At 41.2% G+C, this 18,117-nt stretch carries 13 protein-coding genes and 1 tRNA gene; 12 read left to right on the top strand and 2 right to left on the bottom strand.

Going from position 1 to position 18,117, the window contains the following annotated elements; genetic code table 11:
• Nucleotides 1–592 precede the first annotated feature (592 nt).
• From tilS to KA531_02145, 5 genes are all read left to right on the top strand, one after another.
• Nucleotides 593–1,540, top strand: a complete 948-nt coding sequence (gene tilS / locus KA531_02165) for a tRNA lysidine(34) synthetase TilS (GenBank protein MBP6005682.1) — start codon at nucleotides 593–595, stop codon at nucleotides 1,538–1,540.
• 28 nt (nucleotides 1,541–1,568) lie between these two features.
• Nucleotides 1,569–3,374: an ATP-dependent zinc metalloprotease FtsH gene (gene ftsH, locus KA531_02160; protein MBP6005681.1), complete on the top strand. Its 1,806-nt coding sequence runs from the start codon at nucleotides 1,569–1,571 to the stop codon at nucleotides 3,372–3,374.
• 31 nt (nucleotides 3,375–3,405) lie between these two features.
• A complete protein-coding gene (gene murJ, locus KA531_02155) occupies nucleotides 3,406–4,971 on the top strand; it encodes a murein biosynthesis integral membrane protein MurJ (protein ID MBP6005680.1) in 1,566 nt (521 codons plus the stop codon).
• On the top strand, nucleotides 4,955–6,736 hold the full coding sequence (lepA, locus tag KA531_02150; GenBank protein MBP6005679.1) for a translation elongation factor 4: 1,782 nt from the start codon (nucleotides 4,955–4,957) through the stop codon (nucleotides 6,734–6,736). Before murJ ends, lepA begins: the two co-directional genes overlap by 17 nt.
• Nucleotides 6,737–8,383: 1,647 nt before the next feature.
• On the top strand, nucleotides 8,384–8,959 hold the full coding sequence (locus KA531_02145) for a methyltransferase domain-containing protein (protein ID MBP6005678.1): 576 nt from the start codon (nucleotides 8,384–8,386) through the stop codon (nucleotides 8,957–8,959).
• A gap of 407 nt (nucleotides 8,960–9,366) precedes the next feature.
• On the opposite strand, the gene KA531_02140 is transcribed toward KA531_02145, so the two are convergent.
• Nucleotides 9,367–9,443 (bottom strand) — tRNA-Val (locus KA531_02140).
• 441 nt (nucleotides 9,444–9,884) lie between these two features.
• Here KA531_02140 and KA531_02135 point away from each other — a divergent pair.
• From KA531_02135 to KA531_02120, 4 genes are all read left to right on the top strand, one after another.
• Entirely contained in the window at nucleotides 9,885–11,672 is a 1,788-nt protein-coding gene (locus KA531_02135) for a ComEC/Rec2 family competence protein (GenBank protein ID MBP6005677.1), read from the top strand.
• Nucleotides 11,673–11,810: 138 nt separating this feature from the next.
• Nucleotides 11,811–12,509: a YebC/PmpR family DNA-binding transcriptional regulator gene (locus KA531_02130; GenBank protein ID MBP6005676.1), complete on the top strand. Its 699-nt coding sequence runs from the start codon at nucleotides 11,811–11,813 to the stop codon at nucleotides 12,507–12,509.
• A 2-nt stretch (nucleotides 12,510–12,511) separates the two neighbouring features.
• The gene (ruvC, locus tag KA531_02125; GenBank protein MBP6005675.1) at nucleotides 12,512–12,994 is read left to right on the top strand and encodes a crossover junction endodeoxyribonuclease RuvC; all 483 of its coding nucleotides are present in this window, start codon (nucleotides 12,512–12,514) and stop codon (nucleotides 12,992–12,994) included.
• Nucleotides 12,995–13,189: 195 nt separating this feature from the next.
• The gene (locus KA531_02120) at nucleotides 13,190–14,032 is read left to right on the top strand and encodes a hypothetical protein (GenBank protein MBP6005674.1); all 843 of its coding nucleotides are present in this window, start codon (nucleotides 13,190–13,192) and stop codon (nucleotides 14,030–14,032) included.
• Between the two features lie 119 nt (nucleotides 14,033–14,151).
• On the opposite strand, the gene KA531_02115 is transcribed toward KA531_02120, so the two are convergent.
• On the bottom strand, nucleotides 14,152–14,223 hold the full coding sequence (locus tag KA531_02115) for a hypothetical protein (GenBank protein ID MBP6005673.1): 72 nt from the start codon (nucleotides 14,221–14,223) through the stop codon (nucleotides 14,152–14,154).
• 93 nt (nucleotides 14,224–14,316) lie between these two features.
• Between KA531_02115 and ychF the strand changes: the two genes are divergently transcribed.
• The 3 genes from ychF to KA531_02100 form a co-directional block, all read left to right on the top strand.
• A complete protein-coding gene (gene ychF, locus KA531_02110; protein ID MBP6005672.1) occupies nucleotides 14,317–15,432 on the top strand; it encodes a redox-regulated ATPase YchF in 1,116 nt (371 codons plus the stop codon).
• A gap of 92 nt (nucleotides 15,433–15,524) precedes the next feature.
• Nucleotides 15,525–15,899: a hypothetical protein gene (locus tag KA531_02105; protein MBP6005671.1), complete on the top strand. Its 375-nt coding sequence runs from the start codon at nucleotides 15,525–15,527 to the stop codon at nucleotides 15,897–15,899.
• Nucleotides 15,900–15,924: 25 nt separating this feature from the next.
• The coding region (locus tag KA531_02100) for a hypothetical protein (protein ID MBP6005670.1) at nucleotides 15,925–18,117 on the top strand (2,193 nt) is incomplete at its 3' end.

Here is an 18,117-nt window from a genome sequence, read left to right as displayed (position 1 = left end):
ACCCAACCCAAGTACTCCATCCAAAGATATCAATACCAATACTCTTCCTAGTACTGGTATCCTCTCTCACCCAGTTACCCAACTATTACTACTGATCTCAATCCTCTCTATACCAGTACTAGTAGTAAGAAGAACTAAGTCAGAGAAGTAGAGAACGAGAAACCCACCCCTGCCTTTGTCATCCTCCGATTGTCCGTAGGGCAATACGGGGGATCCACCTCTACTGAGATCTTAATAATCACTTAATGCGGAATGCTGGATCTCCGGTCTTGCCCTTCGGGCAACCCGAAGATGACGGGGTGGAGGGCTGGATTTTGGAATATGACGGGGTGGGGAGGGAACCTTGGAGGATGACGGAGTTGGGGAGGGAGATTTTTAAGATAACAGGCTAGAGGCTGTGGGGTTGGGTGATAGTTGAGGATTCGGAAACTCAAGTCAGGTAATCAGCATCCATGACAAACAAAAATCAATACAGTATTATAAAGAGACGAAAACAGTTCCCCAAGAACAGATAAGACTAAGATAAAGATAGGTTTTTGTTTAACGGGTATAGGTATATCAAAAGTATTTCTATAGGAGAAAGGGGCAGGAGTTGCTTGATCAGGTCAGGAATCAATTAAACAGTCAGGGTGTCAATCGAGACAGTAAGCTTCTGTTGGCGTTTTCTGGGGGGGTTGATTCTGTAGTTATCCTGGATATTTTAGTCAAAATCGGATTTACCAATATTACCCTAGCCCACTATGATCATAACTTACGTCTGGATAGTGACCAGGAGAACTACCTGGTAGGAAGGTTAGCCAACAAGTACCAAGTAGCTCTGATAGAAGGTAGATATCAGTCTGGCAAGTCAGATGAGGCTAGTTTGCGCCAGGCTCGACATAATTTCTTGGAAGAGCAGCTAGGGTACGCTAATTCTGATTATCTTGTACTTGCCCATCACCAAGATGATCTAATAGAAACAATTGTTGCAAATGCCATCAGGGGAGCGGGTATCAAGGGATATAGTCCGTTTGCCAATCGTAAAACAGTACTGCGCCCAATGTTGGGTCTAAATAAGAATCAACTTTATCGGTACGCCAATTCTGAGGGGCTAGAGTTTATCGAAGATTATACGAATTACCAATTGAACTATCAGAGAAACCTCTATAGATGGCTTTTATTGCCAAATTTAAATTCAACAGATCGTGATTTGTTCTTAGTGCATCATCAAAATATGGATCAAAGTTTAAGAAGCATCAACCAAAACCTTAAGAGTTGGACAAAACTTAATCTAATATTTCGGGATTCGGCTTATAGGGTGGATAAGAAGCTGATTCAAGGTTTAGACCAAGAATTTATTATAGCTTGGCTAGACTGGTTGTTCAATCGAGATAAATTGGGCTTTTATTCCTCAAAACGACTGGAGCTGATGACGAATTGGTTATTGAGTACTACGAACAATAAAAGATTCTCGGTAGGCAAAAAATGGCTAGTAATGAATGATGGTTGGTTGATATTTGAAGGTCTGACTGATATGATTGAGAAGAGAATTTCAGATTAAATCAATAAGTTAAGGAGCAATTTACCAAATGAAGAAATCGTTTAGGAATCTATTAATTGTGATAGGCATAGCATTTTTTGTAACTATTATAGCCTCTAGTTTTTTAATATCACCAGATAAGGGTCAGGAGGTTGGTACTAGTGAATTAATATCTAGAATAAATCAAGATCAGGTCAAAGATTTAGAGGTGGAGGGTAGTCAAGTAGTAGCAACCCTCAAGGATGATACTAAGCTAACTACCACAATCAATCCCAATAGTAGTCTCGAAGAAAATGGCATAGACCTATCAAAGGTAGAACAATACAACTATCAGCCAGCCGAGGATAGTGGTGGTGAAAATATCTGGATTAGCATTGCTTCATTTGTGATACCAACAATTGTGATTATAGCCTTCTTTTATTTTGTGATGCGTCAGGCTCAGGGTACCAACAATCAAGCAATGAGCTTTGGTAAGAGCAAGGCAAGAGTTTATGGCATGGAGAAAGGCAAGGTCAAATTTGATGATGTCGCAGGCAACAAAGAAGCCAAGATTGAACTCGAAGAGGTGGTAGAGTTTCTTAAAGAGCCAAAGAAATTCAGCGACCTTGGAGCAAAGATACCCAAGGGTGTGTTGTTATTTGGTCGTCCAGGAACAGGTAAGACTTTGCTAGCTAGAGCTGTAGCGGGAGAAGCAGGAGTGCCTTTCTTTAATATCTCAGGATCAGAGTTTGTCGAGATGTTTGTCGGGGTAGGTGCCTCTAGGGTGCGAGATTTGTTTGCTAGGGCTAAGAAAAACTCACCTTGTATAATTTTTATTGATGAGATAGACGCAGTCGGTCGTCAGAGAGGTACAGGCCTTGGTGGTGGTCATGATGAAAGGGAACAAACCCTAAATCAAATCTTGGTTGAAATGGATGGCTTCGAGCAGGGTACAAACGTGATCGTGATTGCTGCTACCAATAGGCCAGACGTACTCGATCCAGCCCTACTTAGGCCAGGTCGATTTGATAGAAGAATTACCTTAGACAGTCCAGATCTAAGTGCCAGAGAGCAAATCCTTGGAGTTCATACTAAGAATAAACCCCTAGCAACTGACGTAAAATTGCGCGAAATTGCCAGAAAGACACCAGGGCTATCTGGTGCAGAATTAGCCAATATCGCTAATGAAGCCGCCATTTTGGCTGCTAGGGCAAATCGCAAGAAGGTTACCCAGGATGATTTTCATGAGGCGGTTGAGAAAATTTCGCTAGGACCTGAGCGTAAGTCACATATTATGAACGATAAAGAAAAAGAGATCACTGCTTATCACGAAGCCGGACATGCAATAGTCGGACACTTCATGAAAAACTGCCATCCAGTGCATAAGGTTTCAATCGTTTCTAGGGGGGGTGCAGGAGGTGTGACTTGGTCATTGCCAATCGAAGATCAACATCTCCAGAGTGTGGCAGATTTTAAAGATCAAATGGCAATGTCACTTGGAGGAAGGATGGCTGAGCGGGTTGTATTTAGCGAAGTTACTACTGGCGCAGAGAATGATCTCAAGAAAGCCAATCAAATAGCTCATGACATGGTGACAGAGTATGGTATGGCAAAAGATTTGGAAAATATGGTCTTTGCTGATAGTAATGATTCGGTATTTTTGGGACGTAAGATGGCTGAAGGTAAGAGTTTTTCAGATGAGATAGCCTACCAGATTGACCAGGCAGTAGCAGGCCTGATTCATGAAGCTAGTAAACGGGCTGAACAGACTATCAATGATAGGAGAAAAGAACTTGAAGCTGTGGCTAAAGCTTTGCTAGATAAAGAAACTCTAGATGAACAGGAGTTTTTAGAAACTATTGGGGCAACAGTATAGCTTGATCTAGCTTCAAGCCAGGTGTATAAGATTGAAACTTCTCAAAAAATTGGAATTAGTAGATTGGAGTTCACCTCGATTTGCTACATTAACGATCGCAACTGCCTATCTATTAAGTAGGGTTTTTGGGCTGGTTAGAGACAGGCTCTTAGCCGGTCATTTTGGTGTGGGAATTCAGACAGATGCCTATACGGCTGCCTTTAGGATTCCAGAATTTATTTTTAATATTATAGCTGCAGGTTCTCTGGCTGTTAGTTTTATACCAGTTTACTTGGCGGTTCAGAAGCGCTCTGGAAAAGAGCATGCAGAGCAACTATATAGTACACTCTGGAATTTGGTAATCATGATAGCGCTTGCTGGCTCTATCGTTGCATTCATCTTGACGCCTTGGCTAGTTGAGCACTTGATAGCTCCTGGGTTTGATCGATCCAGCCAAGAGCTCGTCGCTAGACTTAGTCGTATTATGCTTGCCACTCCTTTATTATTTGTACTCTCAAGCTTGGTGGGTGCATATCTTCAGGCAAAAAAAAGATTTATTGTTGACTCGCTTTCTGGTGTTTTTTATAACGTTGGTATTATTATTGGAATATTATTTTTTGCTAGACTTTTTGATAACCCAATATATGGAGTAGCTTGGGGTGTGGTATTTGGAACTTTTATTCAGTTTTTGATACCAACTTCATTAACAATGTTACTTGGTTGGCGTTATCAAGCAGGGGCATTAAAGTTCTGGGATCCAGATGTAATTAGGGTACTAAAGATAACCTTGCCAAGGATACTATCCACGGCTACTGATCAGGTAACTTTGGTAGTTCAAAATAGCCTAGGATCCTTCTTGGCAACTGGTAGCATTGCTAGCTATTATTTTGCCAATAACCTCAAGAATGTACCACTTGGGATGATCGGTGCTTCGATGTCTATTGCAACATTTCCAAGTCTAATCCAGGCTGCCCTGGAAAGCAAGCAGGTAATGAAAAAAGTTTTTAGGCGCAATCTAGAGATAGCAACAATAGTGATAACGGTTGTTCTGTCAATGATGTTGACATCTGTAGATAGTCTAGTTGCGCTAATCTATGGACTAGACTCCCAATTAATCTCAAGGCTGTTTGTTTATTTGATACCAGCAGTTTTTGCTTATAGTTTATTATTGCTAGTATCAAGAGCTTTTTATGCGCTTGAAGATACTAAGACGCCATTTATAGTTGCCCTTGCTGTAATGTTGCTCAATATTGTTCTTAGCTTCGTTTTATCGGGGAGACTTGAAGTAGCAGGACTGGCTTTGGCTATTAGTATTAGCGGGGTAGCTCAGCTAGGCATTCTTCTCTGGCTATTAAGCCATAAGATTAACTTAGATCCTAGGGATATATGGACTAGTATTGTAGTCAATGGAATTTATTTGTTTGGGATACTATTAATACCAAGTAGCTTTGAATTTGGTCAAGGCTTAATAGCTGAACTTATTGGCTTGACAGTTAATTCGGGGGTAGTCTTGATTGGTTATTTGATCTATGCCAAGATAGTAAGAATCGAACCTGTAAATCAGGGTTTGGATTGGGGTTGGAACAAACTAAAGAATAGATATGGTGGAAAAAATTAGAAATTTTTGTATAATTGCCCACATTGATCATGGTAAGAGTACTTTAGCTGATCGGTTGCTTGAGATTACGGGCACTGTTAGCAAAAGGGAGATGAAAGAACAACTGTTGGATGGTATGGATCTTGAGCGCGAAAAAGGTATTACCATTAAGCTACAACCTGTAAGAATGCAGTGGCAGGGGATGGAGTTAAACCTAATCGATACACCTGGTCATGCGGACTTTGGTTATGAGGTATCAAGAAGCCTCTATGCTGTAGAAGGAGCTTTACTAGTAGTAGATGCAACTCAGGGTATTCAAGCCCAGACTTTAGCCAATGTTTACCTGGCACTGGAGGCTGATCTTGAGATAATACCCGTGATAAATAAAGTAGATTTGCCAGCTGCCGATGTATCAAAAGTCGAGGCCGAGATAATCGCCCTGCTTGGGTGCAAGCCCGAAGATATAGTCAGAATATCTGCTAAGACTGGTATGGGAGTAGAGGGATTACTCGATCAGATTATCACAAGAGTACCTGCGCCGATATTGTCTGAAGACTCTAGGCTCAAAGCTTTGATATTTGATTCTTTTTATGATGAATATCGAGGAGTAATTCTTTATGTTCGAGTATTCTCGGGAGAGCTTAAGGCTCAAGATAAGTTGAGATTGATCCAGAATCAGGCCGACTGCCTGGCTACAGAAGTTGGACATTTTGCTCCAAAATACCAGAAAGATAGGCTATTGGGTCAAGGGCAGATTGGTTATATCGTTACTAATCTGAAAGATCTTGAGAAAGCAAGGGTCGGAGACACAATTAGTCTGCAGGCTGATCCAGTCGAGCAGCCTTTGCCAGGATACAAAGAGGTTAGGCCTTTTGTTTATGCAGGGATTTTCCCTAGTTCAAATCAGGATTACCCTCAGCTTAGGGACGCCATGGTCAAGCTTAGCCTTAATGATTCAGCATTGGTATATCAGCCAGAAAGTGCAGAAGTATTGGGTTTTGGTTTTCGAATTGGTTGTTTGGGTCTTTTGCATTTAGAGATAGTCAAAGAGAGGTTGTCTCGGGAGTATGACCTGGATGTCATTATCACTAACCCGACTGTTGAGTATCAATATTTGGGAGTTGATAACCAGGTGTATAGCCTGCATAGTGCTGGTGACTTACCAGACCCGACTAGGATAGCTGAGATTCGGGAGCCTTGGGTAGCGGGTGAGATCGTGGTACCCAATAAATATCTGGGTAGCGTGATAGAACTTGTGCATTCGATTAGAGGTAGACAAAAAGAGCTTAGCTATCTGGATCAAGAGATGGTAGTAATGGGGTTTGAAGCACCAATGGCCAATCTTTTGACGGATTTCTATGATCGGGTCAAGAGTTTGACAGCTGGATATGGATCTTATAACTATCAATTTGATCAGTTTATTGCGGATGATTTGGTCAAATTGGACATTCTGGTAGCCGGTGATAAGGTCGATGCCTTATCTATGATAGTACACAGGAAGGAAGCGGTATCGGTAGGGAGGGAGGTATTGGATAAATTACTTAAGATACTACCGAGACAGCAATTCCAGATCAGCCTACAAGCAGCGATTGGCGGCAAGATTATTGCCAGAGAAGATATTCGTTCGATGGGCAAAAATGTTACAGCAAAATTATATGGTGGAGATGTTACTCGCAAGAATAAACTTAGAGATAAGCAGAAAGCTGGTAAGAAGCGGATGAAGCAACTTGGTAAGGTGGAGATCCCCCATGAGGCTTTTATGGTGTTGATGAAGCGGGATGATTAAGGTCGGGTAAGGCTTAAATAGTACTAAAATAAATACAAAGTTGAATAATATGACTATTAATTTACCGGAAGCAGAGGTCAAAAAAAGACTTACTTGGGCTATCTAATCTTGAAAGATTTCATACTAAAGATTAGATTACTAAGGCTAAGTTTCGTGCGGAAATCAAATCCCTTAAACCCCAAGTAGCTCAATTCAAAGATGAGGCTAAGGCCTTAAAATAAGATATTGGTGACTTAAAGCTTGAAACATCTGAACTAAAGTTATTATCTCTGGCAAAAGAAGACCACCCAAGGGGTAGAACCCTGTCAAGTAATTTATCGCTCACTACTACCCTTAATAAGAAACTGTGATAACAATAGAGCAGAAAGAGAGCTCAGACCTATAGTATTCAAGAAAAAAGATCTTTTGGTGGTAAGAATTAAAAGGAGCTAACGCCTTATCTACAGTATATACAGTTTGTACTAATATCCTGAGAGGTGATCAAAATAACTACCTTGCTAAGCTAGCTAGTCTTTAGTAATCACGAGTTTCGCATCCTCAAGTATTCATACGAGCAGCTAATGCTAGTTTGATACTCGGTTTTATTACCTCCCTGCCACCATAGGTGCAGTGTCGTATGTTCATTGAGTCCTCTTTGGTATTTTCGAATCCAGGTAAGTAGTGAGAGCCCAGTGTGGGTTCTCTGTGCTAGACCAAGATTGGCCTGACAGCGAGCGAGTCCACAGGTCTGCTTGAGTTCACTGTTCAATACCTCGACATTCCAGCATCGTTTAAAGTACTCTTTGACTTCTTCTCAGGATAGATCATTGTTACTTGTGCCTATATAATCCGTGTGACCGTTCTTGGTCTCAAGCCGGAATACTCTGATCCACTCATACCCATTTAGGTATATTACTAATCTCTTGTTTGGTATATCAGGCGTTCTTAGTTATTGATGGGGTTTACCAACCAATCGGTTACTCTGAATACCCATCACCCAGTTCCAGCCATAAGAGCGTATAGCTTTTAGGTTCTTAAGGGAACTATACCAACTGTAAGCAACCACCATATCTGGATGTAATCCACATAGCTGACAGCATATCTCGGAAATGATCATTCTTGGTCTTACCATCTTCTGGTGGATTCCAAATATGATAGTCCATAGGAACATAGTCATCTTTGGATGCTTGTCATAAGGCATTTACTACACCTATATCTTTGGTAATGTCATGCTTACTACCAGCATATTGCCAGCTCACTAATTCCATGTTAATACTTCGGCTTTTATCTATCACTACATCATCAGATACTAGGATGCCCTGACTGGCATGAACCTCCTTGGTGGCAGCTTGTCATAGGTTTTTAGGGTGTACTTTAGCAGTGGCAAGCCAACGAGAGATACTATCATGGGATAGATGAGATCCTATAAGAACAACCTCACTTAGGCTGAGTGCTGAATAACGAGATGAAGTAACTTCAAGAAACGAGCAATACAGTTCACTAGAACATTTTGAGTGAGACATATTTGTTTTTTCTTTGTTTAATAAATTACATGACTAATGTTATATCTTCATACTAGCAGGATTGGGGGAGTGCGAAATTCGTGGTAGTAAGGGGTTACGTAAAATAGATTTGCGTATAATATATATATATTATATAATATTACACATGAGTGAGTCCCTGCCCAAAAACCCCGAGAAACCAAATAGGTCGAATCAAGATGCCATCGAACGCCTAACTGGATCATTTATAGGGATGATGGTAACAGAAAATCCCTTTTATACAGTGTGTGCTAATGTTGGTATTAAAGATATAGAATCTTTAAAAGAGAAAAGGGTATTAGATGTAGCAGCTGGGCTCTCGAATTTTGGTGTTGTTGCCCGTGAGCAGGGTATAGATGTAACAAGTATGGATATTGGGTACTCAAACGTTCTTCATTTATATGCTAGATCAATCGAGACACGTCAAAAATATCATGGCCTAAAATCTGAAGATACTATAGAAGATATGATAAAAAACCCTAGTAATTATGTTGGTGGCAACGCCCTACAAATGCCAATAAAAGATAGCCGCTTTGACGTTATTGTTTGTAATTCTTTTCTTACATCTGAGCCTGGAATGGAGCCGACGCTTGTGGGGCTGGTGGTAAGCGAAGGATATAGGGTATTAAAGCCAGGGGGGGAAGATGTATATCGGTATGAATTTATTGCTGACAGGAGAAAGACTAGAAGAATTAAATCCTAAAGCCCCAGAAATAGAGCGTAATATTATCAATGCTGTTAAAGGTCTAGATGGGGGTAGCATAGACGTAATAGAACCAGGAGATGATCCTTGGGTACATGCTTATGTTATTACTAAATAAGTTAAACTTCTCACATTAGGCTTGTCTTAAATAACTCTAGAGCCAAATCGCCTTGATGCAAATAATAAAGGTAAGCACGAAGATTATCGTGTAGCCTTTGATGGTTATCAAATGACCAGGTCATATCAAGAACTTACTAGGTTATCCAGTGGGCTCTTAGTAGAGTCATTTTATAGGAAAATAACGGGATTATCATCATAGGCTACCTCGAGGTTCTAAGCTACATATTGGTAAAACTAGCGGGGTGGGTCTTTGTTTATAGGTTACATGTAAGACGAGGGATGCTTATTGGTGGATCCTGGGGGACTCGAACCTCCGGCCTTCTCAACGTCAATGAGATGCTCTAGCCAACTGAGCTAAGGATCCATGTACTAATGTGACAACCAATGCTATGATTAGGACAATTACATATTAACATTTTTTAAGACCAGAGACTATAGCAGTTAGTCAGGTCGGTCTGGGTTTAAATACTGGATCCCTCGTAAATTCCTTCGGAGCTAACGAGGATCACTAGAGAAGGACGGTTTTCTGGATGATGACAATACCCCCCCTGTTATGTTCAGGTTACCAGGAGGGTAATGCTGGATATCCACCCCCATCCTGTCATATTCCAAAATCCTGCAGGGATTTATGGGATATCCAGTATTTGAATTAGTGATAGGCAATGTACCATGTCGAGTACTGGATTCCCCATAATCATCTCACGAAAATTCGGAGGATGAGAGAAGAGGGACGGGTTTCGGAGGACGATGAGAATAGGGGTAAGCCTTAAAGGACGACAATGCCAGTCAGAGGATTAAACCAATCATGCGAAGAGAGAAGTTTTGGATATTTCTGACCATCGGAATAATGTTGGGAATAATCACTCAGGCTAATCTTGGCTTTGGCTCTTTGGGTTGGCCTGGATTGATTGCCGTAATATTTCTAGCTTCAAGTAATTTACTGGGAATGAGGTTGATCTGGTTGCTTTTGGGAGGTTTCTTTTTGGGTGCATTCAGACTAGAAATGGCTACGCATCAACCAAGTAGTTATTTCTGGCTTGATAGTGGAAGAGAGGTTGAGATACTAGCTAGGGTTGGTAGCCGGGTGGTAGAAAGTGACTATGGTGGGTATCAGTTTGAGGTGTGGACAAAAAAGATTGAGGGAGAGGATATTAAGACTGAGATCAGGGTCTATACCTATCAGGCTGGTATTATGGAAGGTGACCAGGTATCAATAGTTGGACAAATAGAATCTGCCCAAAATAAGCTTGGTCAAAAAATAGTATCAAGCGAGATTGATACTGTTGGCATAGAACAGAATCTACTAGGTAGTATCAAGCAAAAACTTATTAGGGGCATAGAGATTACTACCCCGGAACCGATTGACAGTCTGTTAATCGGCTTGTTGGTGGGAGGTAGTGGTAATTTGCCTATATCAATCAAGCAAGACTTCTTGAAGCTTGGTCTAACCCATGTGATTGCTGTATCTGGGGCAAATTTAACCATTTTGGTTTTGGTGTTTAGAAAACTAATTTTTCCTGGTTGGAGAAAGGCACAATTACTAGGGAGTTTGACGCTGGTCTGGGGGTTTTCAGCTCTGGTCAGCTTTGAGGCTTCGATTGTTCGAGCGGCAGTGATGCTGACTATTATATTTGGATTGAAGTATTATGCTCGTCAGGTATCAATCTTGACTTGTTTATTTCTGACAGCTTTGGTTTGTTGTCTTTATAATCCAGGGTACTTGATAGAAGATTTGGGTTGGCAATTGTCATTCCTATCTCTGCTAGGTATCTTAACCCTTGAGTCAAAAGTCTATCATTTATTGTTCTTTATTCCAGTACCATCAATCTTGAGGCAAGGCTTCGCTATTAGTATATCTGCTCAATTAGCTACATATCCAGTCACACTATATCATTTTGGCCAGCTTGCGCCTTTGTCTTTTCTAGCAAATATCTTGATATTACCTATCGCTAGTATTGGTACGGGGCTGGCGGCAGTAGTTGCTGCTCTAGGTATTGTCTTGGAGGATAAGGCACGCTGGTTACTGATGCCAGCTTTTGAATATATAGCTTGGACACTCAAGGCCTTAAGTAAATTGGCAGATCTGGCGGTTAGTAGCTGGACTCTTGATTTGGATTTAGGCTCAGTAATAGTATTAGCAAGCCTACTTTTGGGATTGGTACTAGTCAGGGCTAGTAAGCTAGAGCTGGATACATCTAAGATAGTTAAGTATTTGCCAGCCTTCTACATTGGACTTTACCTAATAGGCTGTGGTCTGATTTTCTATCAATCAAATTTCAAACAACCTGTTAAAGGGGTTGTACTAGAAAAGAGTAAGGGTCAAGCTCTTTTGGTCGGATCTAATCAGCATTATTTATTGATTGATGGCAATAAAACCAAGCAACTCTGGGGAGAAATATATCTCAATATTCCATTAGGAAGTAAGATGGATTATATTCTGTATACCAGCAAAAAGGATAACTTTTATATTAATCAGATGATTTGGGTCGGTAGGGTAGCAGTAGTGGCCAAAGCTTATCGAGATCAGAGGTGGAGGCTAGAAATCCATAGCGAAGATCAATGCCTTGCTTGGCCTGAACAAACCCCTTGCTAGCTCAAGATGGGTATTATTTGCGAGGTGACACCCTGGAGCGTTTTTGGGGAGAAAAATCTACCACTTACCTTGATTATGCAACAAATCACTGGATTTGTACGGTGTCACCTCAATAGTTTGTTGTGTTATACTATTAGTATGAGTGGACACAGTAAATGGCATTCGATCAAGCATCAGAAAGCAGCGGCAGACGCCAAGAGGGGTAAAATATTTACTAAACATGCGGGCGAGATAGCTTTGGCAGCCAGGGATGGTGATGATCCAGATATGAATGCCAAGCTAAGGTTGGCAATTACCAAGGCAAAGCAAGCCAATATGCCTAATGCCAACATTGATCGAGCAATTGCTAGAGGAAGTGGCAAATTAGGTACTGGTGCTTTGGAGGAGTTGACCTATGAGGGCTATGGGCCAGGTGCTACTGCGATACTCGTCAAAGTGGTGACAGACAATCGTAATCGTTCAGCTTCAGATGTACGGTCAACTTTTAGTAAGTATGGAGGCAATCTAGGATCAACGGGTTCTGTTGCCTATATGTTTGATCGTAAAGGAGTAATAGAATTCCTGGAAGGCGACAAAGACGAACAGACTTTGATGGCGATTGATGCTGATGTCGAAGATGTGATAGAGGACAGCTCACCCCTAATTGCGGTTACAGATCCAGACAAGCTAGAGGAGATTGTCAGTAAGCTGGGGGACTTAGTGGCTTCTAGTGAGATTAAAATGGTTGCAAATCAGACTGTAGAGCTTGCAGAGAAGGAGAGTACTAGTCTGGAGAAGCTTGTTGATGCTCTAGAAGAAGTCGGAGACGTGATAGAGGTTATCACCAATCAGGATTAGACATGGTTGTTTTGGGTGTTGACCCAGGTACTGCTACGACCGGATTCGGCCTAGTCGATTTTTCCAATCGTAAACCGGTAGCGATTACTCATGGAGTAATTAGAACCAAGCCAGATACTATTATGGCTGATAGGTTGAAGATTATAGCAAGTGATCTGGAAGAATTGGTTAGACAATACAAGCCAGATGCAGTAGCGGTGGAAGAATTATTTTTTGCCAACAATGCCAAGACTGCGATAGCTGTCGGACAGGCCAGGGGAGTAATACTTTTGACCCTAGCCCAAGCCAACTACCAAGTTTACGAGTATACACCCTTGCAAGTTAAGCTTGCGATTGCTGGTTATGGCAGGGCAAGTAAGCGCCAGGTTCAGGAGATGGTCAAACGTCTTTTGCAGCTTTCAGATCTACCCAAGCCAGATGATGCAGCTGACGGACTGGCAATTGCTTTGACCCACTATAATTTTGCTAAGAGGCTGGACGTATAGTGCTCTTTGACATAAAGAAATATTCAAATGGTTAAGATCTTAACAGAAGGTTTAGATCTTGAGCCAAGTTGTGTGGATAATATAAGAACTATGGACTGGGGTAGAGCAGGGCAAGGACTCTTGAATTAATTAGAATATTTTCAATCTCCTTACTTTATGAGATACTAGAGTATAGAACTAAACCTAGGAGGGTTAATGATTTTTATAAACAATTTACAAAGAACAGTTTTAGCTGCGCTACTACTCAGCTATATCGGGATTGCACCAATATTATCAAACAAGCTTGAGGCAGCCCCTGTAACCCAAACATTCCCAATGGTAGATGGTAATGTTGGCGTGGGCGCAGTAGTTGGCTATGGGCCAAGTGATAATGGTATGACTGGTGCTACTGGTCAAGCACCGGGTTGGGAGCTTGATTTTGATCAAAATAATCCACCAGAATGGTTGGGTGAGGCTGCACCTGGTGCGTATGCACATGTTCAGATTCCAGATTGTGTGACTTCGGATATTGATCTACACTTCAGTTTTTCATACGAACAGTTTGATGATAAGACTCTCGGAGCAACCCAAAATACCCAGGTGTTTGGGGCGATATTTGGGTTTGGGGTAGAGAACGAAATGCTTTATGATTATGATGAATCTAGCGCCTCATTGTTGCCTTTGTCTGGGACAATAGATCTGAGCACCACAATAACAAGGGCAGAGTATGACTCACAGAATATCATTATGATCACAGGTCTTGATCTCGGGGGAGAATCACATTGGAGTATCTACAACCTTGTAGCAACTGCAACATATGATGATAATGATCAGGGGTGTGGTGTAGAAGTAGAAGAAGAGGACGATAATGGGACTGATAACGGTCAAGAGACTAATAACACTGAGCAGCCTATAGATAATAATCAGGTTGATGCTGGCACCTTAGAGCAGGTCAGGATATTGCCAAGTGCAAGTTTTGACTATAATATCTGGTTTGCTTTGATATCTACTGCTATATTGATAGGTCTAGTCGGCCTCAGAAGATATTCTCGTAGCTAGAAACAAATAGATCTAGATTGCATCTGTAAAAGCCTCCATATAATGAACAGCTATCCTAGCACAGTTAACACTTGTTTTGTCTTGATTTGAGTATTGGCTGATTATCTTGTCTTGCTTTCTTAATTGGGGGACAAGTATCCTAGAGCTTGATGAGATCTAGTCTGGTTGTAGAAAGCTAGCCAGTCTTGAATAGCTTTGGTTGTCGAATTTAGCGACTATCAGAAAATTTGTAGAGTATGCATGAATATTTGGGTCTGTAGCTAGACATCTGTTAGAATCTAGTAATGGCATTATCGATAGGGATAGTTGGATTACCAAATGTAGGTAAGTCAACTTTATTTAATATTTTGACTAGAGCAGGGGTCTTGGCTGCCAACTATCCTTTTGCAACCATTGAGCCAAATGTGGGAATAGTTGAAGTCCCAGATCATAGGCTTGCCGAGCTGGTTAAGATCAGCGATTCTAAGAAGCTAATACCAGCAACAATCAAGTTTGTAGATATCGCTGGGTTGGTTTCTGGGGCAAGCAAAGGTGAAGGCCTTGGCAATAAGTTTCTCAGCCATATCAGAGAAGTAGATGCTATCATTCAGGTAGTTCGTGATTTTAATGATCCTGAGGTAATCCATCATGAGGGTTCACCTGATCCGGCAAGAGATATTGAAATCATCCAGACCGAATTGGCGCTGGCTGATCAGGCAGTTATTCAGACTAGATTGAATTCTATTGCAAAAGAGATCAAGAAAGATAAGGATTTGGAACTTACCCAAAAGTTATTGCTAGAGCTTCAGGAGACTCTGGACAAGATGGACTATCAGATATTCAATCAATTCAAACAAGGACTAACGGGTCTAAGTGGTAATTCTGGGTTGAAAGCTTTGGGAGAGATTAATCAGCTAGGACTTTTGAGCCTTAAGCCAATTATCTATTTGGTGAACTTAGATGAAGATGGCTTAGTAGATCAGTCTAAGCAAGTTAGGTTGCAAGATGTTTTGCCAGATTCAGCAGAATCTTTGATGATTAGTGTCAAATTGGAAGATGAGCTATCAGAATTAGAGCAGAATGAAGCACTTGAGTTGTTGCAAGAATATGGACAGAAAGAGAGTGGGATCGATCAACTTATTGGGGCTAGTTATCGTCTACTTGGTCTGCAAAGTTATTTTACTACCGGTCCCGAGGAGACTAGGGCTTGGACGATTAGGTATGGATCGACGGCGCCGATAGCGGCAGGAGTAATTCACACTGATTTTCAGAGCAAGTTCATTCGAGCAGAGGTAGTGGCATATCAAGATTTTGTAGAAAATCTAGGTTGGGTTGAGGCACGCAAGAAGGGTCTAGTCAGGATGGAAGGAAAAGAGTATATTGTTCAGGATGGAGATATCATGGTCTTCCACCATTCATGATAATAGTCCTAAATTAGACACCCTTATTCTCAAGATTATTTAAGCAACAAGTCTAATTGACCCAAATACTAATTAGTGGGAGAATAAAGCATATGCTTAAAAGCGGAGGAAAGCTAAATCTATCTATCAAGACAGGGGTTATAATTTTTGTAATTGCTTGTATCGGATTATTGGTCGCTAGATCAATATTTTCAAAGCCTGAGAGTATAAGCAATGAAGAGGTTTTACGCAAGGTTAAAATGCATTTTGCGATTGATGATCAAGAGCAGGTGGAGGTCTTTGAGGTAAACGATATCACCAATGAAGAGAAAGAGTCCCAAACAGTTTTTGCAAATGTAGAGCAGGGCGATTATGGGATCAACTTAAGGGATAGAAAGATGGTGATATTTTATGACCCTGGACAGGACAAAATAATTAGAGTTGATCCGATAGTCAACCAAGAAGAATTAGGGGATAAGTCAGAGTAGTATCCTAGCTAGGAAAATAATAATTGTGAAGAAACAAAAATCCAGCTATGCAAAAATACTACTTGCTGCCCTGTCGGCAATATTGATTTACACTCTTGTGACTTTATTGTGGACCCAAAAGATTGAGACCACGATCAGCTCAAGTGCAATCAAGTCGGATCAAGAGTACAAGGTCAAACAGATATTGTTTGACCTAGATGGTCTGGAGCCAATTTTAGTAGATGAACAAATGATAAAGCCCAATCAGGATGGAAGCTTGATCACTAGTCTAGCCTTGCCAGGTTTTTCAATCGGCCAACAGTATCTCGTTAGGACTTGTGTGGCTACATCTGGATACCAGTATGATGACTCATTGATCTGTGAAGGTCAAGGTGTTGGCCTAGAAGATAATTTGGATCAGTATCTCTTGAATATATGTAGCGAAGCGGTGCCGATTAAGGGTCAAGGGTTTATGTCTCCTTCTAGACTGGTTGCCAAAAAACAAAATCAATCCATTGACCAATGTAGCGGATTATTTGCCGGTGAGAGTAATCCTTCACTAGCGATAGAAAACGGTCAGTTGATAGATAAATTGTCTGGTAAGTCTTATGGGTTGGAGAATTTATTGCTTACTAGAGTGGATCAAAATACTTCACTCGTTGATAATCAAGATGGGACATATACTTTTAGGGGTAGCGATGGAGAAGAGGTCTTAATAAATACTAGCAATTCAGAGACTGTCGCCAACCTAGCATTATCTGGTAATACCTTGAGCTATACCAATGAGCTTGGACAGATAGTAGGCATCAATTTGACCGGTTTATCAACCGATACATTGACTTATATAAGTGTTGATAGTTCCAGCCAATTGATTTCCTATACTAATGAGGCTGATATTACCACCCAGATAGATATTCGTTCCCTAGAGACTACTACCAGTCTTCAGGTCGATATTTCTAGCCAAATTATTCGTTATATCAATGAAGAGGGGGCAGTAGTGACTGTTGATATGACTTCTCTTGAGACCATTTCAACCCTGGTTGATAATAATAATGGTACTTACACCTATACCAATGAGGATGGAGCTAGTCTTACTTTTGAGAATACCCTGAACACTCTTAACTGTACAGATGGCCAAAGTGTTGCCTGGAATGCCACTACACTTGAGTGGGAGTGTGCTGCCTTGGTTGGCCTAGATGTCTTGACGATGATTGGTGTCAGTGGCTCAACTTTATCCTATGTTGATGAGTTGGGCAATACTACAAACATTGATATTAAAGACCTAGAATCCACCTCCACCCTAGTTAATAACAACAATGGTACATACACATATACCAATGAAGATGGTGCTACTGCTACAATCACTGATACTCTAGCTACTCTCCTCTGTACCGATAACCAAGTAGCCTCCTGGGACAATACCAACTCAGTTTGGGTTTGTGCTGATGGATCTGTTCTTGAAACCTTGACCTATCTCAGCCTCAGTGTTGATGGCTATACTCTAGAGTATCAAGATGAGAATGGTTCTACTACTCAAATCAATCTAGAAACAATCATTGACAACTTTGAAACCCTGACCGCCCTCAGTGTTAATTCACTTGCTGGCACTCTTAACTACACTGATGAAAACGGTACAGCCAACACCATAGATCTTAAGCCCCTAATCGCTGCCAATGAGACTCTGACCACCCTGACCGTTTCTGGCTCTACTATCACCTACACTGATGAGGATGGTGGTACTACAGATATTGATATCAAGGATCTTGAAACCTTGACCACTGTAGCTCAGTCAGGACAAGGATCATTTACCTATACCGATGAAGCAGGCACAACCCATACTATTAATACAACTGACTTAATCAACTCATCAGGAGACATCACCATCACCGGTTCTGGTACTACTGCTGACCCCTACATAGTAAGTTTTACCGAAACTCACACCAGCTTCACAGGATTAAGCGGAACTGGCAAAGTGATTGGTACCTACACCAATGAAAATGGAGACACATTTGATCTGAGAGAAACCGTCACCAATCTAGCAATCAATACCACCAATCAAACTATCACCTACACCAATGAAAATGGTACCCAGGTAGTAGCAGATATCAAGCTCCTAGAATCCACCTCCACCCTAGTTAATAACAACAATGGTACATACACATATACCAATGAAGATGGTGCTACTGCTACAATCACTGATACTCTAGCTACTCTCCTCTGTACCGATAACCAAGTAGCC

Source organism: Candidatus Saccharibacteria bacterium (assembly GCA_017983775.1).
In the GTDB taxonomy this organism is placed as follows: Bacteria; Patescibacteriota; Saccharimonadia; order JAGOAT01; family JAGOAT01; genus JAGOAT01.
This window is presented reverse-complemented; position numbering and strand designations above follow the sequence as displayed.